The sequence below is a fragment of the Gimesia sp. genome (genome assembly GCF_040219335.1).
GTDB lineage: Bacteria > Planctomycetota > Planctomycetia > Planctomycetales > Planctomycetaceae > Gimesia.
Window position 1 is genome coordinate 545,232 of sequence record NZ_JAVJSQ010000031.1, and the last position, 25,810, is coordinate 571,041.

General features: G+C 49.9%; 19 protein-coding genes and 1 tRNA gene. 5 read left to right on the forward strand and 15 right to left on the reverse strand.

Translation table 11 applies throughout. The features are described from left to right. Nucleotides 1-11 precede the first annotated feature (11 nt). From RID21_RS26975 to RID21_RS26990, 4 genes are all read right to left on the reverse strand, one after another. Nucleotides 12-1,064 carry an ADP-ribosylglycohydrolase family protein gene (locus tag RID21_RS26975; protein ID WP_350194364.1) on the reverse strand — a complete coding sequence of 351 codons (1,053 nt, stop codon included), beginning with the start codon at nt 1,062-1,064 and terminating at the stop codon, nt 12-14. Nucleotides 1,065-1,067: 3 nt separating this feature from the next. Beyond that, nucleotides 1,068-1,757, reverse strand: coding sequence for an NUDIX hydrolase (locus RID21_RS26980; protein ID WP_350194366.1), 690 nt, complete (start codon nt 1,755-1,757; stop codon nt 1,068-1,070). 93 nt (nt 1,758-1,850) lie between these two features. After that, nucleotides 1,851-3,839, reverse strand: a complete 1,989-nt coding sequence (gene nadE, locus RID21_RS26985; RefSeq protein WP_350194368.1) for an NAD(+) synthase — start codon at nt 3,837-3,839, stop codon at nt 1,851-1,853. 50 nt (nt 3,840-3,889) lie between these two features. Continuing rightward, nucleotides 3,890-5,365: a nicotinate phosphoribosyltransferase gene (locus RID21_RS26990; RefSeq protein ID WP_350194370.1), complete on the reverse strand. Its 1,476-nt coding sequence runs from the start codon at nt 5,363-5,365 to the stop codon at nt 3,890-3,892. Nucleotides 5,366-5,882: 517 nt separating this feature from the next. On the opposite strand from RID21_RS26990, the gene RID21_RS26995 reads away from it, so the two are divergent. The 3 genes from RID21_RS26995 to RID21_RS27005 are packed head-to-tail and all read left to right on the forward strand — an operon-like array spanning nt 5,883 to nt 8,050. Then, on the forward strand, nt 5,883-6,674 hold the full coding sequence (locus RID21_RS26995) for an ABC transporter permease (protein WP_350194372.1): 792 nt from the start codon (nt 5,883-5,885) through the stop codon (nt 6,672-6,674). 1 nt (nt 6,675) lies between these two features. Then, nucleotides 6,676-7,428 carry an ABC transporter ATP-binding protein gene (locus tag RID21_RS27000; protein ID WP_350194374.1) on the forward strand — a complete coding sequence of 251 codons (753 nt, stop codon included), beginning with the start codon at nt 6,676-6,678 and terminating at the stop codon, nt 7,426-7,428. Between the two features lie 28 nt (nt 7,429-7,456). Then, a complete protein-coding gene (locus tag RID21_RS27005; RefSeq protein WP_350194376.1) occupies nt 7,457-8,050 on the forward strand; it encodes a D-sedoheptulose-7-phosphate isomerase in 594 nt (197 codons plus the stop codon). Nucleotides 8,051-8,187: 137 nt separating this feature from the next. On the opposite strand, the gene RID21_RS27010 is transcribed toward RID21_RS27005, so the two are convergent. From RID21_RS27010 to rfbA, 4 genes are all read right to left on the reverse strand, one after another. Then, nucleotides 8,188-9,099, reverse strand: a complete 912-nt coding sequence (locus RID21_RS27010; RefSeq protein ID WP_350194378.1) for a glycosyltransferase family 2 protein — start codon at nt 9,097-9,099, stop codon at nt 8,188-8,190. Continuing rightward, nucleotides 9,089-9,985, reverse strand: coding sequence for a glycosyltransferase family 2 protein (locus RID21_RS27015; RefSeq protein ID WP_350194380.1), 897 nt, complete (start codon nt 9,983-9,985; stop codon nt 9,089-9,091). The genes RID21_RS27010 and RID21_RS27015 overlap by 11 nt, the downstream gene beginning before the upstream one ends. A 63-nt stretch (nt 9,986-10,048) precedes the next feature. Continuing rightward, nucleotides 10,049-11,953, reverse strand: coding sequence for a glycosyltransferase (locus RID21_RS27020; RefSeq protein ID WP_350194382.1), 1,905 nt, complete (start codon nt 11,951-11,953; stop codon nt 10,049-10,051). 377 nt (nt 11,954-12,330) lie between these two features. After that, complete coding sequence (gene rfbA, locus RID21_RS27025; RefSeq protein ID WP_350194384.1) at nt 12,331-13,200, reverse strand: glucose-1-phosphate thymidylyltransferase RfbA; 870 nt, start codon at nt 13,198-13,200, stop codon at nt 12,331-12,333. A 954-nt stretch (nt 13,201-14,154) separates the two neighbouring features. Here rfbA and RID21_RS27030 point away from each other — a divergent pair. Further along, nucleotides 14,155-15,381 carry an acyltransferase family protein gene (locus tag RID21_RS27030; RefSeq protein ID WP_350194386.1) on the forward strand — a complete coding sequence of 409 codons (1,227 nt, stop codon included), beginning with the start codon at nt 14,155-14,157 and terminating at the stop codon, nt 15,379-15,381. A 585-nt stretch (nt 15,382-15,966) separates the two neighbouring features. Here the strand turns inward: RID21_RS27030 and RID21_RS27035 are convergent. The 6 genes from RID21_RS27035 to RID21_RS27060 all read right to left on the reverse strand — a co-directional run bounded on the left by RID21_RS27035 (nt 15,967) and on the right by RID21_RS27060 (nt 22,969). After that, nucleotides 15,967-16,614 (reverse strand): LamG domain-containing protein, encoded by a 648-nt coding sequence (locus RID21_RS27035; RefSeq protein ID WP_350194388.1) that lies wholly within the window; start codon nt 16,612-16,614, stop codon nt 15,967-15,969. Between the two features lie 67 nt (nt 16,615-16,681). Beyond that, on the reverse strand, nt 16,682-18,160 hold the full coding sequence (locus RID21_RS27040) for a sulfatase (protein WP_350194390.1): 1,479 nt from the start codon (nt 18,158-18,160) through the stop codon (nt 16,682-16,684). Nucleotides 18,161-18,367: 207 nt separating this feature from the next. After that, entirely contained in the window at nt 18,368-21,460 is a 3,093-nt protein-coding gene (locus tag RID21_RS27045) for a tetratricopeptide repeat protein (RefSeq protein WP_350194392.1), read from the reverse strand. Nucleotides 21,461-21,742: 282 nt separating this feature from the next. Further along, nucleotides 21,743-21,815: transfer RNA gene (locus tag RID21_RS27050), tRNA-Asn, on the reverse strand. Nucleotides 21,816-21,971: 156 nt separating this feature from the next. Continuing rightward, complete coding sequence (locus tag RID21_RS27055) at nt 21,972-22,415, reverse strand: ATP-binding protein (protein ID WP_350194394.1); 444 nt, start codon at nt 22,413-22,415, stop codon at nt 21,972-21,974. A gap of 197 nt (nt 22,416-22,612) precedes the next feature. After that, nucleotides 22,613-22,969 carry an STAS domain-containing protein gene (locus RID21_RS27060; RefSeq protein WP_002647021.1) on the reverse strand — a complete coding sequence of 119 codons (357 nt, stop codon included), beginning with the start codon at nt 22,967-22,969 and terminating at the stop codon, nt 22,613-22,615. A gap of 744 nt (nt 22,970-23,713) precedes the next feature. Between RID21_RS27060 and RID21_RS27065 the strand changes: the two genes are divergently transcribed. Continuing rightward, nucleotides 23,714-24,943, forward strand: coding sequence for a hypothetical protein (locus tag RID21_RS27065; protein ID WP_350194396.1), 1,230 nt, complete (start codon nt 23,714-23,716; stop codon nt 24,941-24,943). Here RID21_RS27065 and RID21_RS27070 read toward each other — a convergent pair. Next, the gene (locus RID21_RS27070) at nt 24,905-25,732 is read right to left on the reverse strand and encodes a dimethylarginine dimethylaminohydrolase family protein (RefSeq protein WP_350194398.1); all 828 of its coding nucleotides are present in this window, start codon (nt 25,730-25,732) and stop codon (nt 24,905-24,907) included. The two genes, RID21_RS27065 and RID21_RS27070, sit on opposite strands and share 39 nt — an antisense overlap. Nucleotides 25,733-25,810 lie beyond the last annotated feature (78 nt).

Sequence of the window (25,810 nt, forward strand, 5' to 3'; positions counted from 1 at the left end):
GACTCCTCGGTTCAATAGGGCGGAAGCAGGCGTCGGCCCCCCAGGCTGATCACCACGGCAGCAAACAGCAGATTCCGCGGAATCGTAGCCAGCCAGTGCATGGGAGGGGGTGCCTGCGGATCCGCAGTTTCATCCATTTGCGACAGACACTCCGCCAGCGATTCCATCCACGCGATGGTTCGCGGCCATTCTGCCAGTTGTTGTTTCCATTCGCCGGGAATCACATCGACTCCCAGGTTCGCTCCACTGATGGCTCCGACAATCGCAGCCACACTGTCGGCATCGCCCCCCAGCATGACGGCATTTTCGACTGACTGCCGAAAATCATCCGCAGTATATGCCCAGCAGTAGAGCGCCGCGGGAACAGTCTGGTTAATGTAGCCGGAGATTCCGTTGCTCCAGCCCTGGTCGTGTGCGTACTCTTCGGGAGTACTCTGACGTGCGAGATGTTCGACTGCGTTCTCGGTCGCCGACTTGAGTTCTGCATCCTGAATCTGCGAGACGCTGATACCAAGAAATTCCCGCGGACTTTGTCCTGGCTCTGTCAGGGACAGTCGTGCCGCCCGGGCTACCAGAAGTGCGCCCTCTTCGGCGCGGGGATCTTTGTGAGTGATTCTGGAGCTTCGCAATACCAGTTCCTGCAGGTGTGACTCGGAAGTTGCATAGAGCCCCAACAGTGCAGAACGCATGGCCGGCCCATTCCCTGCACTGAAGACACCGCTGTTTTGAGGAGCAACGCCAACTAACAGTTTCAGACAGGAGCGAAGCGTGGCCCGGCCGATCCCGGCCGGCATGGTTAACAGCCAGTGCTTGAGGTCCCGCCCCAGTCGTCGTTCGAAATCTTCGGGCACACCCCGGGAGAGCACCAGGGCTCGTCCGACCATCAGGGTGTGTTCGGTATCGTCGCTGCAATACCCCCTGTTCAAAAACAGATCGGGAGAAAGTGGAGGCCCCCCATACAGGCGTCGGGAACGTTTGCGGGATAAGCCTTCCCGTTTCAGCCCGACGGCATCTCCGACCGCGGTTCCCAGTAAACACCCTAGAATACGAGAGTAATTGTCCATGGTTCAGATCTCGAAGTGAAACCCCTGTTTAGTCAGGCGTTTGTATTTGCGACGGTCGAACTGATACAGACGCGCGGCTCGATGAGCGACATCCGTCTCGACTTCGTCCAGTTCAATGAGGATTCCCATACTGAGAATCTTTTTACGAAAATTACGTTTATCCAGCGGGCGATCCAGAATGACTTCATACAGATGCTGGATCTGCCTTAGGGTAAATTTGGGAGGCAGCAGTTCAAAGCCGATTGGCTGGTAACGGACTTTGCCGCGCAAGCGTTCGTGAGCCATCTCCAGAATCTGGTCGTGGTCAAAGGCCAGCGAAGGAATGTCGTCCACCGTGAACCAGGCGGCATTTCGAGCATCGGTGGCCGCCTGCACCCGGTGATCCGACAGATTCACCAGGGCATAGTAAGCTACCGTCACGACACGCTCCCGGGGATCCCGGTTCACGGTTCCAAAGGAATACAGCTGTTCGAGATAGACATTTTTCAGACCGGTCTCTTCACTCAACTCCCGCAAGGCAGCTTCGTCCAGTGTTTCTTCCAGCCGAACAAACCCACCTGGGAGTGCCCAGTCCCCTTCGAACGGGGGCAGATCCCGCTGAATGAGCAGAATCTGCAGATCATCTTCATCCAGGCCAAACACGACGCAGTCCACCGTTAATGCAGCCCGCGGATATTCATAGCTGTATTTCATCTCAAAACCTTCACTGTCTCACAAATCTTTTTTATGTCTCTATCAAATTCAGTCAGTATCAAATGTTGATTTATCAATTCATGCCAACACTCATTATGCGTTTGCCACAAGACGGAGTTCCGACAGTTCTTCTGTAAAGCCTCCCGAGAGAATGGGAAAACGGCACCAGGTTTTCGGATCCAGATTCTCATCGTCCAGGTGAAACGAGGGCGCGTAGCGTTCGCGTTTCCACTGGTTCCGCGACCAGAGCCGAAAGAAGCGTTCGATCCATGCCACCAGTTGTGCGGGCTGTTCTGCGGGAAACTCGACGAGTGCCAGTCGATAGAGCTCCACAGGACTACGCTTATCGCGAATCGCAGCTCGCTCGACCCAGTCCAATAATTCGTAAGGCATCAGATCCTGCTCGTCCTTCTGCTCTGCTTCCTGCGGACGCAGCTCTGCGGTCGGCTCCTGTTGATTGATCAGGTTCAGTTCGGGAACCGTACCTACCTGCAGCGGACCGACCGTTTCAATCCATCTCAGCCAGTTTCGCAGAAACGCTTTATCGATGCCAGAGATTGGCGACAGACCGCCGCACGTATCGCCGTCCATCGTGGTATAGCCCACAGCTGCTTCCGATCGGTTACTGGTTGACAGCAACAGGGCATTTCGCAGATTGGTAATCATCCAGACTCCCGGTGCCCTGCTCCGGGCCTGAATATTCTGGAGTGGAATATCATCGGTTTCCCAGCTCAGCTCCCGCCCGACAGCTTTTGATACGAGATCGACATATGCCTGTGTGATGGCGTCGACATCCAGATTCAGAAAATCGGCGCCGATCCCCTCCGCCAGTCCGGCCGCGGCGTTCGCCGTCGTTTCGGAACTGTTGCGGGTAGACTGATAGACGCAGGTCAGCAACCCATTGATCAGTTCGGCGAAACCGGATTCCGGTTTGCTCCCGGGCAGATAGGCAAGCTTTTGGGATAATCCATCGGCCCCCAGTTCGGAGAGTCCCAGTTTGAGCATGGCCCAGACCAGGACCGCAGCCGCAGCAGAATCTGCACCGCCACTCAATGAAATCACGAAGCCTTGAGACCGGCTCTTGCGCAGGTAGTCGAATAACGCGAGTGCCACGGCCCGCGTGAATTCTTCCTCTTTGATAGAGTCTGAACGTTCCCAGTCTGCAGCCTGGCAGTGCAAGGTTCGAAACAGAATCTCCGGAAACTGGTAATCGGCTGTGATCGTAGTCTCGCGGAAGGCTCCCGGCCGGGGTTGAAAACTGGCCAGACGGGCGCGATTCATTCTGGTTAAATCAATATCGACGATCGCTGACGTTACGGAAACGTCCTGAAACGAGAGCCGCTGTCCCTCCGCCAGCAGTGAACCGTTACTGGCAATCAACGTGGCACCGTCGTAGATGATGCGGCCCGCTTCGTTCCCCAGTAGATTGGAATACACGTAAGTCACGCCGTACGCCCGTGAACTTTCCTGAACCAGCCGTCGGCGGATTTCCTGTTTGCCAAATGCGAAGTGGCTGGCACTCGGGTTGAGAATCAGGTCGACGGCTGCCTGCGAGAGCTCACGCCCGGGTCGACGCGCGGCCCATGCATCTTCACAGATTTCGAAGCCGAGCCGAACACCGTCCACGTCAAAGATCAAATTGCCAATCGGGTATGCCTGGCCCTGAATTGTGATTTCACCCACGCACGTGGAATCCCAGGCTTTGAACCAGCGTGGTTCGTAATGAATGCCATCGCCGGCCAGATGATTTTTGGCGACAAATCCCAGAATCTGACCATCGGCTATCAGGCAGGCACAGTTATAGAGGGCACCGCCATACATCAGCGGAAGCCCTACTGAGACGACGGTCCCTTTCGTGAAAGGGAGCAGTTCCAGCAAGGCTGACAGCGCCCGCTGTTGAACGTCGATCGAAAAGAAAGTGTCTTCACAGTTATAGCCGGTGAGACAGAGCTCGGGCAAACAGATCAACGAGGCCCCCTCATTGCGGGCCGCTTCGATCGCCTGTCTGACCCGGGCTGCATTCCCGGACCAGTCCAAGGGAGTCTGATTCAGTGCAACGGCGGCTATCTGGATGAGTTTCATGGCTGATTCATTTCATTATTCTGCATGAGCTTGATTCATGGTTCCCAGAGTCACTGATGATTTATTTTTCGTGCCAGCAGAATCTGTTCGGTTTTGTAATCATAGAGCCCCTGTTCCAGACCAACGGGATATTCGTGTGGCTCCAGATGACGCTGAATGCCCACGTGAAACAGATCCAACTGCTGCTGGGCCCGTTCGCGAATGACTGACAATGATTCGTGTTGATGAACGATTTCCCCCTGCTGGACCACGGGGATCAGCAGGTCCTGAAACTCAAGTTTTTCACCCAGCACACGTCGCCGCGTCGGATCCAGAGGATCGATCAGCACACTTCGTTCCGAGGATGGCGGAGCTAGTTCATTAAAGATCATGTCGGCCACGGCCCCGTTTTCATTCAGATAGCGTCTGGTCTGTAAGATACCGGGGGTAGAGGTCTTGATGGCCTGCTCGGACAGTTTCAAACGGGGTTCCCATTCCTGGTCTTCATTCCTGATCGCTCCCAGTTTGTAAACCCCTCCCAGGGCGGGCTGTTCGAAGGCGGTTACCAGACGAGTGCCCACACCCCAGACGGCGATCTTGGCTCCCTGCATTTTGAGGCTGCTGATGGTGGTTTCATCCAGGTCATTGCTGGCCACGATCGCGGCTTCCGTCAGCCCCGCTTCATCCAGCAGGCGTCTGGCTTCGATACTGAGATACGCGAGATCTCCCGAATCGAGCCGGATTCCCACCATTTGATGGCCTGACTCTTTTAACTGAATCCCGACGCGAACCGCATTGCGGACCCCATCGAGTGTATCGTAGGTATCGACGAGGAAGACACAGTTGTTGGGCATCGCCCTGGCGTAATCTTCGAAGGCGGAAAGCTCATCATCGTAGGACATGACCCAGCTGTGAGCGTGTGTCCCTTTGACGGGAATTCCGAACAGCTTACCGGCCAGCACATTGGATGTGGCTGCACACCCGCCAATGTAAGCGGCTCGACTGGCTGCCAGTCCGCCATCAATCCCCTGGGCCCGCCTTAAACCGAACTCCAGAACAGGATCTCCCCCCGTGGCGGTACAGATCCGGGCGGACTTGGTGGCGATCAGCGTCTGAAAGTTGATCAGATTCAGTAAAGCGGTTTCCAGCAACTGACACTGCAGAATCGGTCCCGTAACCCGCACCAGGGGTTCGTGGGGAAAGACCACGGTCCCTTCCGGAACCGCCGCCAGATCACAGGTGATCCGCAGATCCTCCAGATATTCCAGAAAGCCACTGGAGAACAACGGGCGGCCATCATTGCCTTCCAGTGTCTGCAGATAACTGAGATCATCTTCGCTGAACTGGAAGTGCCTGATATATTCCAGAGCGTATTCCAGCCCGGCTGCGATGGTGTAACCACCCTGGAACGGATTTTTGCGAAAGAAGAGGTGAAAGACGGCTTCCTGTTCAGCTCTTCCCGTTTTCCAGTATCCATGTGCCATCGTCAGCTGGTACAGGTCTGTTAAGAGCGTCAGTGAAGTATCGTAGATCTGATTCAGGGCCATTGTGATTTCCTCCGATTTGTTAGTGTATTATACACACTATCTAATTTGATTCAATACTTCATTCTGACCTTACTCATGAATTCATGGAATTTCACTCCCCCCTGCTCGCGACACGAAACCAGAACCGGGGTAATCACTGACAGGTTTCGTCCTGAAAATCTCTTCACTTATCCAATTAACAGACAATCGTTTACGTCATTTTATTGCCGAAAAGCAGACCTCGGAATTAATGTTGCTCGATTTGAACTGATTCTACTATACTCCCCCACCAGCTATTTGACATTCACTGCCTGATTAACCTAACTGAGCCTATCGCTTTGCGACTCACGACTTTTGAATATTGTTCAACCTGTCTTTACCACTTCCTGCAATCCTGAGTCTGCTCCGAGACTGATGAAGCTTACGAAATCGGGCTCGGCTGATTACTGGTACTAACCTCAAGCCCGCCAACCTGATGGAGCCGACTCTCGTGGTCGCAGGATTGTCAGCACTTACCATTCAATAATATAGATGTTTAATGAATAATCGAGTCAAACTCGCTCTGGAAGATGTGATCGACGTGATCAAATCCAGCCGGTTATGTATGTTTCTGGCATGGTTTGATATTCGCATCCGTTATCGCAGATCTAAAATTGGTCCATTCTGGATCACGATCAGTATGGCAATCTTTATTATTGCCCTGGGAGTTGTTTACTCCAAACTGTTCAACATGGCTCCCGATGAATATCTGCCCAACCTGGCGGCAGGTTATCTGTTCTGGACGCTCATAGCGGCGACTATCAGTGAAGCTCCCACGATCTTCATTGACAATGCGGCTTATCTCAAAGATATGAAAATCAATCTGCTGGTTTTTGTATTTCGGGCGCTGGCACGCAACACAATCATCTTCCTGCACAATGCCCTGTTTATCGTTTTTGTCTGCTTTTATTTTAAAATCTGGCCTCAATTACAGACACTTCTCGTAATTCCAGGTCTGTTTCTGGTGTTGCTGAACCTATTCTGGATCACACTGTTCTTCGGGATCGTGGGTGCCCGCTATCGTGATCTGGCGCCCATTATTCAAAGCATGGTACAGGTGCTGTTTTTCGTCTCTCCGATAACCTGGTTACCCAAGCTCGTCGGCGAAGACAGCTGGGTTGTGATGTTCAATCCCATTGCTTACTTCCTTGACCTGACTCGCGCCCCCATATTGAACCAGACTCCTGCATTGAGCTCCTGGTTGATTACTGCAGGAATCAGTATTGTCGGTTTTGCTGTCAGCCTATTACTTTACGCCTACAAACGAGACCGGATTGTTTATTGGATTTGATATGGCCAGGATAAAAGTAGAAAATGTAACGCTGCACTACCCGATCATCGGGGCCGGCGACCGATCCGTGAAAAACAGGCTGCTGAACTTTGCGACCGGAGGAAAAATCACCCGGGACAGTGGTACAATGGTCGTCACAGGCCTGGACCGTATCGACCTGGAACTGCGGGACGGCGACCGTCTGGGTTTGATTGGACACAATGGCGCCGGTAAATCCACGTTGCTGAAAGTTCTGGCTGGAATCTATATCCCTACACAAGGCACTGTAGATATTGAGGGACGCGTTGTTTCGACCCTGAATATTACACTGGGCTTTGAACAAGAGGCCACTGGATTTGAGAATATCTTTCTGCGTGGTCGCCTGCTGGGACTGACCTCTGCTGAAATTGAAGATAAGCTCGAAGAAATCTCAGAGTTCACTGAGTTGGGCAAATATCTGGATCTGCCAGTACGAGTTTATTCTTCCGGGATGCTGATGCGGCTGGCATTTGCCATTATGACATCGCTGGAATCGGAGATTCTGCTGATGGACGAAGTCATCGGTACCGGGGACGCCCGCTTTATCCATAAGGCGGAAGCCAGATTGAATGAATTCATGAACAAAGCCAAAATCATGGTGATTGCATCACATTCAGATGATGTTATCAGAGAATTTTGTAACACGGCACTTCTACTCAAAAATGGAACTCCCTTTGCCCAGGGTGAGATCGAAGAAGTGCTGGAAATTTATCAGTCAGCGGATTACCAGACATAAACCATACGGATTTTCGGAGCAATTCTCCATGAGCCAGGCAACCAGAATCATTTGCAGAAACCTGGAACGTTCCATCGCAGCCAAAAACGAGTTGTTGCAGAACGCACAGACTCAGGCCGAATTTGCCCGGTCAGTAGACATTGTATTGAACTGCTATCAGCAGGGGGGCCGCCTGTACGTTGCCGGCAATGGTGGTTCAGCTGCCGATGCACAGCACCTGGCGGCGGAATTTGTCAGTCGTCTGGCCCGCGACCGAGCCCCATTGCCTGCAGAAGCACTCACGACCGACTCCTCGATCATCACAGCCATCGGCAACGATTATGGCTACGACGAGATCTTTTCCCGTCAGATTGCGGGTAAGCTGAGCGAAAAGGATGTCTTTCTGGGAATTACGACTTCCGGGAATTCCCCCAACATTGTCAAAGCCCTGCAGGTCTGCCGTGAGCGGAATATTCAGAGTATTGTGTTTACCGGTCACGATGGCGGAGCAGTACGAGAATGGAGCGACGTCTGCGTGATTGCTCCCGGTGAGCTGACCAGCCAGATCCAGGAAGTGCACCTGGTTCTGGAACACACACTTTGCGAGTGTGTCGAAGCCGCTTTGTTTGACTTCGAGCTCTAAGCGTTGCACTCAAGCCCTCAGCATATGAGCCCGTAGTGGCAGATAAGCTTCCTGTATATGTTCGAGTCAGCTCCGCATCTGCGCTACACGCCTGAGGCACAGACAACATGATTTTCAATGTGGGCTATGGGGCCTAATCAGGTCCCGGCAACCTTAAACCATCTGAAGAACTGCCGCACTGAAAAATAGCAGGCCAGCAGACTGAAGCGTAACCAGACACCGCAGGCAATCAGCCACATCAAAACAACCGGATACTTGTGGCGGAAAAACTTGCGATAGAATCGCACCATTCCCTTGTGCTTACACCATTCAACAAAGATCCGACGCGAGCGACTGCAGCTCCCCTGAAAGTGCGAGATTTTCGCATCCGGAACGAACATGATCTTCCAGCCTTTTTCCCGGAAGCTCATGCACCAGTCCAAATCTTCACAGTGCAGAAAGTAGCCCTCATCTAAGCCGCCGACATCTTCATATGCCTTGCGAGGGACCAGCATACAGGCCCCCGAAATTGCTTCAACCTCTACCGGGTGATCGGGCAACGACTCTTGATGCAGATTAAAGTCTGAAAAGAGCCGTGGAAATAATGGGGAAAGCCAGCGTAGTTTAAATACACGCACGAAGGTTCGCCAGGGCGTGGGAATCAAGCGACGTCCACCAACCTGTTCGGTACCATCACTGTTGAGCAGTTGTCCGCCGGTCATTCCCACATCGGGATTCTGAACCAGGCATTCCCTGAGTTGGGTGATGGCGTGCGAATTGATTTTACAGTCGGGATTCAGGTACAGGAGGTAGTCTCCGGTGGCGACTCGTGCCCCCTGATTACAGGCTACCGCAAATCCCATATTTTCCTGATTTTCAGTGACCAGGATATTCTGTTGCGCGCGAAAGGTGTGCTGCACGTTTTTCAGACTCTCGTCGTGAGAAGCATTATCGACGATGATAATTTCCAGGGACTGCTGGCAATCAACCAGCGACTGCACACATAGCGATAATTTGTCAGCCGAGTTGAAATTAACAATTATGACCGAGATCAAACAGCTATTCTCCATACTTCCCCATCTTTCCGATCAAGGCATGCCAGACTCCCAGGGAAAGCATCTTCATGTTGAGCAGGCGTTTTCCGACAAAGAAAGAAAAGACCAGATAAATCAGGAACAATCTGCGAAAATCCATTACTTTCCAGGAAAATGAAACCCATGACTGTTGGATCAGCCAGATCCCATTCCGCACTGTATAATAGTGTCGAAGCGGGTGGTGCACCGGGAAAGTTCTGCCGAAGAGATTCGCATATTCATCTCCCAGATCATGCTTCATACGAGCAGAGCCAACGCCATAAATCTGATACCCTTTGTGAATTGCACGCAGGCACCATTCAGTGTCGACATAATCAATAAAAAGATCTTCTTCCATCAACCCGATTTCTTCCAGTGCCTTCATAGAAATCAAGCTTCCAGAGGAAATGAGATGATCGACAGTGACGATTTCATTCTCGGCACAATCAATTCGCCTTAATCGGATCCCCTGTAGTTTTACAAAGGGAGCTGCATGGTGTCCCTTGATATCAGAATACCTGGGACCGACTGCCGCGACATGACAACCAAGTCTCGTTTTTTCGTTCATCACAGTCAACAATGTGTCAACCATATCCGGTTCTGGAAGGCTGTCCTGGTCAAAAAGAACCACATGACTTGCATTCTTTTCCCTGGCCCGAAAAACGCCATGATTGATAGCTGACGCTATTCCGTAATTCTCTTCAAGCGAAACTAATCCTCCATTGTCTTTGAGGATTCCCAGAATAAACTGTTTGATTTCTTGAGGGGAATTGTTATCAACCACACACACATAATCCACTTGCACAGAGATCGCATCGATCAGCTTATGCAGTGTTTCTTTATCGGGATTGAACGTCACTATGATCGCGGCGACGAAGTCCATTTGCTTGCCATATCAAATAATACAGGTTTTGGAATTCACAAATCGAGACAATCAGTCTGGCTGTCAGGCCGAATATGCCTGAAGCTCCAGTTGCTCCTCCTCAGCTTTTAGAATCTTTGCAAAAGTTCTTTTTGAATCACTCCAGGTCCATTCTTCTGCTGTTTTGTAACCATTTTCTATCAGCTGGTGTCTGAGTTCCACATTTTCAATAAGCGTTCTGACTGCCATTTTTGCTTCTGCCACATCTCCAGGCTTAACAATCAATGAGTTATAATTATCGATTGCATATTCTTCCAGACCTGTCACTTCAGATACAACAACACTGCAACCACAGGCCATTGCTTCGAGAGGTGGATAGCAGAAGCTTTCGACACGGCTCATTTTCAGAAAAATGTCGCAAGACGAATAAATATTCCGCATCTTATGAATATCGACTTTTTCAAAAAGCCTGTCATATTTCCACTCAGCAGGAATCTTGCCACTACTCGAGATTATCCAGAGTTCACAATTGAGATCTTTGACGGCAGCATATGCCTCTTTCATCCCCTTAAATGGAATGTCAACAGGCCCTTCAAGCAGCACTCTCACTTTTTTCTCTTTAGGAAGAATCTCCTGGTCGTGGAAAAACATATTCTGGTCCAGTCCATTCGGAACATATTCTGAATCATGCCCGAACTCATCTTTGAGCCATTTTTGAATCCAACAAGCCATCGTGACATACTCGCAGTCTGTCAGATAAGTCTGGTGTACCAGTTTTTTTGTCGCCTCGTCGGTGTAAAAACGGCGTTCATCGGATTGGACAAAGTAGAGTTTCCTTTTTGGTTCCAGCTGGTTCAAGATTTCGACGGTATTCCAACCGGTAGCAATCGCAACATCGATATTATCAACACGCATATCCAAGTTGCTTAATTGATAAATGGGGACATTATGTTCGGGAAACCAATTAATGGAGTTTCCAAAAGTCACATCGAGATTGATGCAGGATACATCAAATTTTTGTTCCATTAACTTCTTGGCATGATGCAAGACCACAGCAATACCTCCAGAAATCCCAGTTCCTGGAATGATGAAAACAATCTTTTGCAGTTTCTTTGCCCGTGTCTGATATTGTCTCAGAGCTTCCTGTTTCCAGTAGTCAGATTCTTCAATAAAGTTTAATTCGTTGTTGCCTTTATGAATGCGCAAAGTTACCAGAACATCACGCGTTGCTTTGAACTTGTATCCAAAGTAGGCCAGTCGCAGCCATAATTCATAATCTTCGCAATAGCACATTTCTGGCTTTAGACCACCCACATCCAGTAAGGCGGCTCTTCTTATCATGACTGTACTCTGGCAAGGTACACAAATCTCTTTTAAAAATTGCAGATCACAATCCGGACTCTCAATCACTCTACCATCATGGAGCCCATTGATTTCTCGTGAGTTATCCATTTTTATCTTATATGCGCCATAGACTACGTCTGCGTTGTATCTCTCCATCACATTCAGAGATTTTTTGATTCTGTTTTTGTCAGCGATGTCATCACTATCCAAAAATGCGATATATTTACCAGTCGCTTCCAAAATCCCCTTATTTCGGCCACGAACTGCATTCCCGGAGTTATCATAGTAATGGAAGATTTTTACTTTTGGATGATGAGAATACTTATCCAAAACAGCTAATGTATCTGGTGGAGAGCCATCGGTGACTATGATCACTTCAATTTCTGAAACAGTTTGATTGAGGCAAGATTCAATCGCTTCTTTCAGTTCAAAAGTGCGATCATACACGGGTATTACAAAACTGACTAAAACACGCCTCGAAGATTTGATTTTCTCTTCAAGATAGCTCTTTTGCCTGAACCTGTCCCATCTTGCTTTTATTTTCGTTTTCAGGAACAGACAGGTCCTTTGAAGAAATGCAAGCACCCCTTCATTAGAAATAATTGAAACAGATTTTGATAACAAGTTCTTAATTTGATATCCCACAATTAGCTCCTGAAGCCCATTTTCGGAAATAGCGTCTTAACTTCAAACGCTAATGGATTGACTCAATCTTCAAGTTGTTTCTGGAGATACTTAAAGATTAACTTCAACTGTTATTTCGATTATACAATACACCTGACTGACATCATCTGCTTCGAAATCATCTACACTCTGTCTGTTACTCCAGCAATCTTTTGGTTGGCTACCAGAGTTAAACAAATCACTGTATCCAAATTGAGAAAGCTGATTTTCCGCTGTTTATCATGCAGATTTCCTCAAAAACATACTCTCTAAGATCATGCCCACAAAAACAGGCGTCACTCACATCACTGATGTGTGGACAGTTCATCCAGTAAAAAGTCTGCCAAGGGAAAGTCCAGCTAATCCAATAACCTGATCAGGTAGTCCCCGTAATTAGTTTTTGACAATGCTTCGGCCTGCATCTGCAACTGATCTCGCGATATCCAACCCTTCTGGAAGGCGATTTCTTCGAGACAAGCGATTTTCAGTCCCTGTCGATGTTCAATTGTCTGGAAGAAATGGCTGGCATCTTGCAGACTTTCATGTGTCCCCGTATCAAACCAGGCATGCCCACGCCCCAGTAATTCCACACAGAGATCTTCACGTTCGAGATAGGCATTATTCACTGCGGTAATTTCGAGTTCTCCCCGCGCAGACGGTTTGACATTTTTCGCGATTTCGATCACATCGTTGTCATAAAAATAAAGCCCTGTAACCGCATAATTTGATTTGGGCCGAACTGGCTTCTCTTCAATTGAGATTGCCTTGAATACGCTGTCAAATTCAACGACGCCAAACCTCTCCGGGTCATGCACCTGGTAACCAAACACGGTCGCCCCTTTTTCGCGGGAAGCAGCCGCCTTTAAACTTTCCGTGAAACCATGTCCGTAGAAAATGTTGTCTCCCAAGATTAGACAAGTGGGATCCGATCCCACGAAGTCCTCACCAATCAGAAATGCCTGTGCCAACCCGTCTGGTGAAGGCTGCTCGGCATATTGAAAACGTACTCCCCACTGTTCCCCACTCTCCAGCAAATCCTGAAACATGGGTAAGTCGTGTGGCGTGGAAATGATCAAAATATCTCTAATGCCTGCCAACATCAGGGAGGAGAGCGGATAGTAAATCATCGGCTTATCATAGATTGGCAACAGTTGCTTGGACACAACTTTTGTCACCGGATGAAGGCGGGTCCCCGATCCTCCTGCCAACACTATTCCTTTTCTCGACATTTACATTTCCAGTACTGTTTTGTTGGTTGAGATCAACCGGAACTCAATAAAAGCTCATTGTCCATGATTAACTACTGAGGTGCGTTTGGTATTGAAATTCAGAAAATAAAGCAACACGAATTTCCCGTTCTGACTGAAGAATACAAGAGAAGTCACGGAACTTTGCTGGCAAGACAAAGATTTCTGCACAAATCGTTAAGCTCGCATTAAATCGCAGATGTTGAGCGACTTTGACAGCAAACAGCAATACTGATCATACAGACATACACCTGCATGATTTGCGGGGTCAGGAACAAGAACCAAGGTTCGTTCCAATTCTGAAAGCGCAACTCAGTCTCCATAAACGTTTTCGGCCCCCAATCAAAAGAAGTATTGAAATCATTCTTCCAACTGACTACCGACTTCTTTGCGTCTGCAGCACCTCAAATAACTTCTCATTGTAGACCATGATATTTCAGCATCAGATCGACAGGATGACCACAGCCTTCAGATGAAATCCATTTCCCATAGACATCTGGTGCCCCCTGACAGCAGGAACCAGGAGCAATGACAATCAGTCACCGGGGCACGATGTCTTCAATAAAGATATGACTTGGTTCATACATCATTTTTTCAGTTATTCGTCTGCTGATTGTGCAGGTAGTAGTGTGACTACTGAATTGCTCTTCGCGCATTTCAGTCGAACCTCTATAAGTACCTGAATTGACTCTCTGGATGCTGAATTAATCACCCACGACCATAGTGACCAGCAAATACCAGACTAACAGCAATTCCTAAACTATGGAAATTGCCATTTCTCACATGCTCTAGCCTTTGTACGGACCTCTGACTTATCAGACTGGACTCAAAAACACCAATTGATAATGCTCCACCAGCGAATACACAACTTCTGTTTTTTACCTGACTGATTGAAAAAGAGAGACGAAATGACTTTCATTTGAATGGAGTAAATACATGTTCAATGATAAATTGGAATCGCTCCGAGGAATCGCCGCCTTGGTTGTGGCCATCTATCACAGTTTCCTCGTATTTGCGGTCGATCAGAACCAGGTCATCTGGGAAAGCACTCTCTTTGACGTAACGGGTACGAATTCATTCCTGACCAGAATGGCACTGGCCATCTTCAATGGAAGTGCAGCAGTATCTATCTTTTTCGTTCTCAGCGGCTATGTCCTCGGACTTTCACTGGATCGAAAGCCCAGAAGGCTCACCACTTATCACGCTTTCTACATAAAACGCTTTTTCCGAATATATCCCACATATTTTGTGTCATTGACATTGATCGTCCTGTCCATTGTCCTGTTTCACAGTTATATCAAGTTCCCGAATACCTCTCTCTGGTATAACTGGTGGTACACGGAAGGGATCACCTTAAAAAATGCTCTCGCAAATTATTCGCTAGTGAAAATTGATATTAATAATGTTGCCTGGACTTTGAAGGTCGAATTAATCATCTCACTCTTTTTCCCTTTATTCTATCTGATTAACCGCAGGTTTGGACTGAAGGTGAATCTGCTTTTCCTGCTGGGCCTCATCATTATGGGTTACACGGGACCCATAATTGATACAATCCAGTATGCATTTATGTTTCACATTGGACTGATGCTGCCCTATTTTGTCAAAAAACAGCAATCCCCCGTAAGCAGCTTTTTTTGCGGAAATCTCGCTTTTATGATTGGGCTAGTATGCCTTTTGTCAGCGAGGCTCTTTTTAGCTAAGATTGATTATTTCTTCCCAATCCTGGTGGAAGGTATCGCCTCTGGCTTCCTGATCTGGATCCTGTTAAGCACAGAAGAAAACACATTCTTCAATCGTTTTCTGAAGATTAATCTCGTTAAGAAACTGGGCAAATACTCTTATTCCTTTTACTTGTTCCACTTTATCGTGATGTACTGGCTGGCTTACTGCATGTTTCTGGTTATTCCCCCAGAGATATCAGCCACTTACCCGGTTATCTTAAGCAGCCTGCTTGCCGTAATCTCAATTCCGATTACTTACTTTATTGCGATCGTGTCTTATAAGTGCGTCGAAGTGCCAATGATCAAACATGGTGCTGTGATTGCCGAAGTTCTCTCCACAGGCACAAAACGAAGTCTGGACAGAATAGCATTGGTTGTAATTCGATGGCGGAGAAAAAAGGAGTTTCTGCCCTTGAGTTTCGCTTTTAAACGCTTCTGGTAATGCCGGGGAAACCAGACTTAGTTAGCAGAACCACGAACGTATTGCATGCCTAAGAACTTACAGGGTTTTCATTACTGACAGGTATGAAATCCCTGTTCTTTTTGCAACTATCAGAACAAAACGGAGTATCGATAGTGAAAATACCGCTTCTCGCCTTGGAAGAGTAGATTTTCTGCTGTTCAACTCGACTCTAGAAATCGAGATCGATACGGCACACAGCGAAGTCCCGGTAGTGACATAGAGAGCTTATTGCGGTCAACTTTCTCAGTGGCACAGTTACCAGGCGATACGAGAAAGAGGAATCAAGATCCACGGTTTTCCGACTGAGATCAGGACCTGAATGCTGTCAGACCGAAGCCAAGTGAGAAGCGGATTCCCTTTTACGTCCACCGTCAATCTATCGATGACCACAGCATGCTCGCCTACTGTTTGAATTAGTGAACCGAAGTTGTTCGCGGTGCATTTCTATCAGGGATCTTGAATCGGATAAACCTAAAGCAGGGGCTGCCCTGAAATGATTACATACAGAGCTTGCTGTTCCGGGGACAGCAGGACTTCGTTGCAGCGGGAAATATGGCCAACCGGTTATTCCCCTCTCAGAGGCGGAGCAGAACTGATTTTCAGGTTCCGAAACTCGAGTGCTCCTGCTTTCTCCCCCGCGGGTCCGCCGGAATCTCCGCCCAGGCCGAATGTCAGTTTGGGTTCGGCGATGTAGTCGGCCTGGACTCTGGATTTCCGACCATCAACGGTTGCGGTCATGCTGGGACCATCAAAGCGAACCTGCGCCGAATACCATTGGCCTGTCTCAATTTTGTGGGGCTGTTGCAGCAGATTCTCGGACTCCCCTTTCTTCGCATGTCCCAACACGCGGATCTGGTCCTGGCTGATCACGAGGTGCACAATATGCCCCCGCTGCTGCGAACCGTTAAAGATAATCCCCGCGAACCGTGCTTTGCCTTCCAGGCGAAATTCGAAATCGACAACGCCATCCCCCAGTTCGAATCGCCGCATCTTGACGGGTCCGTGCCGGCGAGGACCGGATTCGTAGCCGCGGAGAACCCCCTTTTCAGCTTTCCAGGTTCCCAAACCCCAGAACCAGTCTTTCGAAAGCGGCTCCTGAAATGTTTCCTGCAGCAGAGGTTTGTCGGGGGTGATCTCAGCAGCAGAACGTTGCCACCCAAAACTGATAAACAGAATCAGACAGAGCAGCGTCTTCAAAAAATAAGCGTTCATATCTCAGCTACCTGGAAAGAATGGTGCAGAAGGAAATCAAGTCACAAACTGATGGTCATGAATGCGCTCAGAGACCTTTTTCGGTAGGAGGGAAGCGTTTGCGGCTGTCACTGTCTACCGGCTGACCACTGCGTGTATTCCACCATTCATGAGCCTTGTCGGGATCATAACTGGGGTTTGGGAGCGGCATCCGGGCACTGACACTGTGCCTCCAGGAATTGAGTTTCTGCTTGAGGTCAGCCACGCGACCTTTCTTTTCACCTGCCAGATTGTTCGTTTCACCGATGTCATCACTGATGTGATACAGTTCGATGTCTCCTGTTCCATCCAGGTACTCAATCAGTTTCCAGTCCCGTTCACGGATACTGCTGGCAGGGCGGTCATGGTGGTAATGCGGGTAGTGCCAGTAGAGGGCACTTCGTTTAAGCTGAGCATCCGGATTTTTCAATAATGGAACCAGGCTCATTCCATCGATCGTCTGATTTTTCGGGAGCGATGCCCCTGCAAGCTCGACAAACGTCGGATAGAAGTCATAACTGATGATCGGCTCCTTACAGACGGTGCCTGGCTTCACCAGAGGTGGATACTTGATAATCAAAGGCACCCGTACGCCTCCTTCATGTAGAGAACCTTTCTCCCCCTTGAGCGGTGCCTGAGTGGAAACGTTGTCATCCGCCTGCTCACGATAATCATACCGGCGATAGAGCCCCCCGTTATCTGAAGTGAAGACGACCATGGTTTCGTTTGTCAGACCTTCAGCCTCAATGGCATCGACAATACGTCCCACCATTTCGTCGCAATGTTCGATCATCGCAGCATAAACCGGATGAGGCAGATCTCGCTTGAGTTCGGCTGCTTTCTTACGATACTTCTCAACTTTGTCCGACATCGCTCCCAGTGGGATATGCACGGCGAACGGGGAGAGCATCAGAAAGAATGGTTTCTGTTTGTTCTCATGAATGAAGTCGATACTCAAATCGGCTTCGAAGTCTGTGCGATATTGTCCTGTCTTTGGTTTCAGATCACTTCGTCCCTGCACCCGGTATTTTCCCGGCAGATGGGGACCGCCGATGACTGCAGAAAAATCATATCCCTGTCGATCGGGTTGAAATTCAGGTCCATTCCCCAGGTGCCATTTCCCGATGTAGCCGGTAGTGTAACCAGCCGGCTTCAGAGCTTCTGCTACGGTAACCGTATCCAGGGGAAGCGCCATCGTCGGACGGGGAGTGATCACACGTTCGAAGGGCCGCCAGTGCCCCGAGATGAAATCGGTAATCCCGATTCGCGCCTGATTCTGTCCCGACTGCAGAGCACATCGCGTGGGCGAACAGACGGCCCCCGCAGCGTAGAAATCGGTAAACTTCATCCCTTCTTTTGCCAGCTGATCGATGCGGGGGGTGTCGACGAAGTCGTTGTCGTAACAGCCAACGTCCTTCCAACCCATGTCATCAATAAAGATCAGCACGATATTCGGCTGATCGGCAGCGGAGAGGGTTCCGGTAGCCCAGAGGAGAGTAAACAGAGACAGAACAATCACGCGCGCCATGATTTCAGCTCCCGTTGTCAATTCAGAATGGGTCCCGCCAAAGCAGGACAGAGATAAAGTCAATCAAAACGATCTGTTCATCTCTTATAACCCATGACTGTAGCACGGTTAAGTGATTTCCAGTGACTCATTTTAGAAATCCGGAAAGCGGCAGGTACTTCCAGAGAAAGGCGGTCTGGTTGCCGGGCATCACAGTCAGCAGAAAATTCAGTTCTCTGCTGGATAACGATAAGGCTGGGACGCTTCGTATAATTTCCGGCGACTTTCAAATTCAGTTTTCAAGTCATCCGAGGCCAGGGCGATTGCTTCCTGGTTGGCCTTCAAAGCTTCTTCGAAATTTCCGTTTGCTGCGTAAGCGACTGCGAGGTTTGCCCAATGCATGGCCTGGTATTCAACTTGATAATTTGTACTGATCCGCTTCCCGAAGACAGCAAGCTTAAGTGCTTCCTCAGGATTTCTGAGTGCGGGATCATTGATGGCTGACTGAATCTCCGCAGCCGCCATAATGACATCAACGTTCTCGCGATACTCTTTCATCGCCAGTTCCAATGCAGCGAGCGCCTCTGGATATCTGCGCAGCCCGTATAACGCCAGTCCCTGGTATTGCTGGATCTTTTCCATTCCGGGCCACTTCGCCAGCGTTTCCGTGGACATCTCCAACAACCGATCGGCTTGACCCTGTTCCCAATAAACCTCACACAGTTTCAGTCTGGGTACAACATCATCTGGCTCCTGCTTAACCCGTTTCTCCCAGTACGTCACTCGTTCTGCCAATGGTGCTTCATCTGCAGGCAGATCTGAAGCGGGAAGTCGTTTCAGTCTCACGTTCTTCAATTTCCAGACGATCCCGGGTGGGTTCGGCAGACGAACTGCTTTACTTTTAGACTCGATCTTGAAGAGCAGGTGATTTCTGAGGGGCGCTGTGTCGTCAAAGCGGACCTGATCCGGGTAGTTCCCCAGGGTAACTTCGCTGGAATCCGCATTCAGTTTCCAGTCGATCAGATGCATGCCGGGATCCATCACGCGAATGGACTGCTCCTGATGACGGTACGGCACGCGGTCGACGGTATAAATTCGGAAACCGGCGTGCAGGTCTTCCAGCTTATGGAATGGGTTTGCTCCCTTTAATTCTGCTTTGGGATAGGACCAGTAGCCCCGAATTCCCACATTGAGTGATGGAATTTTTTCACCTTGTTCATCGGTCTTCCCATACAATTCTTCCCAGCGAATACCAATATGCGTATCACCGGGATGAGTCGCGATTTGCTCGATGTGGGCCTGGATCCGGAGTGGCGCCTCCACGGTGATCAGAGGGCGGGCCCAGGAGTGCTGTGCTTCATTTGTTTTTCGGCAGACGAGCAGACTTTGATCTTCGCTGTCCCAGTCAATCTGATCGGCGCTGATCTCCCAGCCGAGCCCCTGATCTTCGAAATCGAATTCGACCCAGTCTCCCTTGAGGTATGCCCTCAGTTGTTGCAGCATTTTTCCTGTATGGGCATAGTAACGTTCTGCCAGTTCACCCTGAGCCGTTGGTTTCAATGCCTGCCACTCTTTTTCCAGGGCATCGATTTCCGATAACTTTGCATCCGCAGTCCAGCCTTTGCGTATTTTTTGATCGAACTCCAGAACACGATCCTGGACTTCTCCCTGAGCAGCAAACAGTCTGCACATCAAAAACTTTCCGGGACGATGTGATTTCTGAAGCTGAGAATAGTCGAGGTCTCCTTCAGTGGCTTTAAACTCGGCGAGAGCCAATTCTGGATACCCTGCCCGTTGGAGAAACAGACCAATTCTTGTCCTGTAGTAAGGAGTATCTCCATATAATTTTTCACCAGGATGCGCTGCCCGGTATTTCTCCCGCTGAGTCAGGAAATGATCGATGATTGTTCTGGCACCAAATTTTTCCTGTTGTGACCAGTCATCGATGAATTCGTTGTCCTGCAGATATAACATGACCTCAAACGCATAGTAGGGTAGTTGAGTATCAAATCGATCACTGTTGATACAGTGACCGGCAAAGCTGCGAAACTGACCCAGATCGCCTCCCCAACGCGGCAACATCGAATTCCACAACGCATAATAGGGAAGTGACCGATCGTAATGGTTTTCGACAGAACGGCGAAACCAGTCAACCGGCTCGTAGACTCTGTCATGCCCCGTCATGGCAACCGAAATTAATCTGATGGGAGGGTGAGGAGAATCCGGACGCAGCAGACAGGCATACTCCAAGTGAGCCTTGCCCATCTGGATGCCCCTCTGGAAAGTCAGTTGATCGCCACGGCTCATGTTGCTGGCATATCTGCCTCGGCGTTCCCCCCAGGCCTGGTCGAGCAGACGTTGCCCCGTTAACCAGTGTTTGATAAACGGCTCGATCTTTTCTGACTTCAAACAGCCGACGACTAAACCGTCGCGAAAAGTGATGTCGTTCGACTCCCAGATCCCGGCTAACTTGAAATGGACACAGTCCAGCCACTGCTGCTCTGTGGAGGCTTCTTCCAGCCAGCGTACGATGCTTACCAGTAAGGCATCTTTATGTCCCTCGCTGACCGATGAGCTGAAATCGACTACAAACAGGCGGAGATAAACCTGAATGATCTGCGGGTACTGGCTCGTTCTCAACTGCTCGAGACACTGGGTCCACATGGACAACGCCGCGTCGGAATCGCCTGTCTCTTCATACAAGACATAGGTCACGTATGTCAGCAGTAAGGGATCATTGGATTGGAGCTCGATCACTTTCTTAGCCAGCGAGATGATTTCATCATTCGACAGAGAATCGGGTTGTCCCGTCACTCTGAACAGGTATGCCTTCAGAAATTCCTCGCCCGCGGCTTTGACTTCGGGTTTGTCTTTGGACAGTAGCTGATATGCTTCCATCTCCCGCAGGCGGAACCTGTGATACTTCTGCAAGAAGTCGCGGGGAGCAACAAATTGTTTGACCAGCGCGAGATCTACCGGTTGATTCAGCGTTTTCCCAGCGCGTTTGATTTTGAAGTCTTTGACCTTCCCACTCGCCTGGCTGGCTTCCTCATAGAGGTCTTGGCTGAGCTCCCGATAATTCCCGGTCAACAGAAAAACGGGACCGTCACCGTAGTCGGGATACTCCAGTGGTCTGGCAGCGCGACGTGCGGGATCATCATAACCGAGCCGACGGATCTCCGCTGCCACCTTGACGTCCCGGTTTGCCTGCTGCTGAGCAGCACGTTCATCCTGCCTGGTAAAAAGCAGGGCCAGCAGAGCCACCAATACCAGAATCAGCAGAGTTGAACGGACAACATTCTTTTGGACTGGAGAGAGCACAGATCCTGTTTCCTTCTGAAAGTGTATGGATAGCGAAACAGATCAACCTCAGATCGGTACAGAGATACAGTCCAATCTATCGGTGCGTAGTTCGCCAGGCAAGCAGGAAGTGCGGATCCACATGGAAAATGTCAGGAGCCAGAAGCGTGACTCACCCTACCAGCAGAGACCAGCGGGGAAAGCTTGAGAAGTGTGAGAGCTCTCTGAAAGTGCATAAAAAAACCCGATATCGCTTTGCGATACCGGGCGAAATTGTTCAGGAGCTTCTTTTAAAGAAACAAGCTCCTCGACAAGGACTCGAACCTTGAACCTAGCGGTTAACAGCCGCTCGCTCTACCGATTGAGCTATCGAGGATCAGTTTTTGTGGTAAAAGATTTCTCTCAACCACGTTGTGCCTATAAGATATTGTGAGAAATGCGTGAAGTCAACCGAAGATAAAGTGGAACCAGCGACGTTCTGACAAAATTTCGGGAAAAGTTGACTTGAACGGTTCACTGCAACTGAGTCAGATCACTCGGTTTCGGAACCAGGCTGCTCGGGAGCTACGCCTTTGATCTTCTCCAGCGTGACTTTGTTCCCCTGATCGTTATATTCGATCAGATTCATAAAAGCGCCCATCAACATGATTCCCCGTCCACAAGGGCGTTCGAGGTTCTCCAGCAGGGTCGGATCGGGGACTTCAGTACGATTAAAGCCTTCCCCTTCATCCTGGATCTCAATGCGGACCCGCTCATCACTGATCCAGCATTTGATATCCACACTTTTATCGGGAGACATCCGGTTGCCGTGTTTGATGGCGTTAACCAGAGCCTCTTCCAATGCCAGCCGCACTGCAAATACATCCCGATCGGGGTATTCACGTACCTCAAGACCCTCAACAATCCGGGCCTGCACAGCCTGCCCTTCTGAGGTATCGCTGGGAATCGTTACTTCAATGTATTCGTCCGATGACATGAGTTTGGCCAGCACACGATTTCTGGTGTTTATCCAGTGACTATTCAGAGATCGCTTAAAAGCTCCGGTTCATCCATTCCCCGGTTTTGAATCAGAGGTGATTCACTCTTAAACGTCCCACAATGTAATGCTCAAAACTTGTCCTAACGCGAATGGTAACAGCCGACGCTTCCCGTTCAGCAATTACCAGACCAGTGTTAGAAACCTTCGAGCGCCGCCTCCTGTGTTTCGGCGATATCAAACAACTGATTTAATCTGGTGATGGCAAAAACTTCGTAAATGTCAGGACGAATTGAGCAGAGTTTCAACTTGCCCTTTGCCTTTTTCACTTTTTTATCCAATGTGATCAACTTACCAAGTGCAGCACTTGAGAGGTATTCCACGTTGGAAAAATCAAGAATGATCTTCTTGCGACCATCTTCATCAACAAGCCCAAATAACTGGGTTCCGATGATCTGGATATTACCTTCATCCAGAATTTTCTTGTCTATAAACTTTGCAATGGTGACATCCGAAACTTCTTCGATGTCAACACGACGGTGACCAGCTGCCATAATTCCAGCCCACCCTCTTCTAAAGAGACAAAATTCCGACGTTGGCACATGTATTCCCTCTGAATACATTATCGTAGATAGGAGTTAACCGACGACTGCCTGGCCCGATCGGAATCGATCAAAATAACGAGTTGAATAAAGTAACAAATTATATCTGTTGAATCCAAAAAAGGAATTATCTAAACAGATATTCCCATTAGACTAACATCAATTTTGCTGAGGACACATATCCCCGGTTATGCATGATCATCACGCTTTCTTTCCTTGGTGTCAAGCATATTCACAAGATTGTTTAGCGGAATATCCGGGTCTAAGTGCCATATTCAGCAGAGTTTGTGTAATCTCACGCTGTCACTCTGGATAAAATCCCGTCGATTCTCTTCCCTGCCCTGGAAAACCACGCGTGACGATCAATAGTTTTGCTGCTGACGCTTCCGATTTGTACAGAAATTGAAACAGACAGACGTTGCCTGTTTCGTTTGTGAAACGTTTTTTCCACAACCTGACCTTCAGTTGAGTCTGAACCTGGCATTGATTTCGTTCCTGGTTCTCTGTCTCACGCAGTGTGCAGGCAGTATTAACTGTCATAACCCTGTCGATCTGGCTTCGTGACGGTGAAACCGGCGCAATCAGATTCATCCTCGCGCAACCGTTGTCAGTCCAGGCGCGCTGTTTGCCCTCTTAACAGGTTTTCTCCGCAGCTTGATCTCTGCAGAACTCCGACTCTCTCACCTGGAGAAAACCATGATTCCTGGATTCAAGTCACTACTTTGTCTGTGCTTAGTCAGCGTCTGCTGCGCCACCCCACTCACTGCCGGGGTTGAAGTCGAACTGACAAACGGAGAAGTACGGACCGGAAGCTGGATCCAATGGGGCCCCCATGAGACTATGCTGATCGACTCCGGAACGGACCAGCGTTCGCAGATCGAACGCATCTCGCTGGATTCGATCAGACGACTCTCCATCGATGAAAGCGTCTACGACCAGGAAACCATCCAGCTGGCAGCAGCCCGGCGGTCCCCTGCGGAGCCGACCGAGTTCGTCAAAAAACGACGACTGATGCCTGCTCCGATCTACGTCCCCTCCCTACCTCAGCCAGTTCTGACAGCACCGCCGATGAGCGTCGACTGTAATCACTGCAGCCGGGGTGTGATTCTGGGAGTCCACGAAGATCCGTTGAATGCCTACCAGCACCTGGTAGAACAATACTTCCCCAATGGCGTCCCCACTCTCGAACGGGGACACGTACTGGGGCTGATGCGGGCCGCCACCGCACAGCAGGCTCTGGGATATGCTCCCCTGCCCGCAGGACCTCCCCCGGTCCAGGGACTTCCCGCTCCGCCACCTGCTCTGTTTCCTGGACCAGGGCCTGTGTCGGGGCAACTGACACGGATCTCGGTGGAAGCGACGCCCGTCAATACACGTGGTCAGGCCGACTGGAACGCTCTGGCTGTGCGTGTGCAAGGTTTCGATCAGGCAGGTAGACCCGCGCCGCTGACAGGTCAGATTCAGATTCATCTGTACGGAGAACGTCAACTGTTACTACACGCCTGGGATCAGCAGTTCGCAGCGAAACCGATTCAAACCATCTCACTGGCCGAATGGACCCGCAACTGTTCGACTTCACCAGAGACACAGAGTCCCAGTGCCGGCAATCAGTTTGGAGCCGGACTTCCTGCTGACCAGACCTGGATCGTCAGAATGCCGTCCCGGATTCCCGAACATAATCCGAACGTCTATGCTCTCGGTGCCGTGCAGGCCACACTCGTTTCACCCGGGAAAGGAACTTTCACCGCTTCGCTGCCATCGGTCCCGTTAAAGCATGTCTCAACGGTCCGGGATGTTTCGCTGTCGAATACAGGCACACGCTTCTTCCCTTCTGAGACAACGTCTGAGGGGATCTATCGTCCGACCCGCATCAATTACAATGCTCCCTCAAGGCCAAACAGCCGCACACTCTCCGTCCAGCCTTAATGTAAGACACTTGGCTGAGCCCCCCGCTTTGATGAATTCATCCAGGGGGGTGCTGTGCGGTTCATAACCGCGTTCGCGGAGGGTCTGCTCGAGCTGCGGGCAGCCCGTATTCAAGGCGACCGATTTTCCAATCACCACCGCATTACAGGCAAACCGCTGCGCCTCTTCATCCACCACGGGAATCAGATCAGGGATATGCTCCTGTAAGGCCTGCTGTCCATAACTATCGAACGCGGGCGGATAATAAATCGCCTCTGTTTCGCTCAAGGGACAGAAACAGGTATCGAGATGGTAGTAAAACTCATCGACCAGCTGCAGGGGAATCACTCGGCACTTCATCTCGGCAGCCACCCACTGCAGGGCTTTCACATCGCTGCGAATCAGGTAACCCGCAAACAGGGTATCGCCACAGAACAGAGCGTCCCCAGCTCCTTCGAAGAAAAATTCTTCGGGCATCTCGATCGTTTCAAAGCCTGCCTGCTCAAACCACTGTTTATCAACGGGGGTTTCCCCCTGGCGGGCCTGGTGCCGAAACAGAGAGAGGAACACGCGATTGTGCCAGATCAGTCCGGCGTTCGCGGTAAAGACGAGATCGGGCAGCCCCTTCACGGGCGTCATCAATTCAATGCTGGCGTTCAGTTTCTGGAGCAGCGCGTACAATGACTCCCATTGCTGCCGGGCCACTTCCAGATTGCTCTGCTGACTGCGGCTCATCCAGGGATTGATCTCGTATTCGATCCCGTAATAATCAGGGGGACACATCAGGATCGTCGGGCTGTCGTATTTCACTTGAACGTCTTTCTGGCTTCCTGTCAGTTAATCGATATGAACGTCTCCTCTCTGTAATTATACCACAGAGGGAAGTCT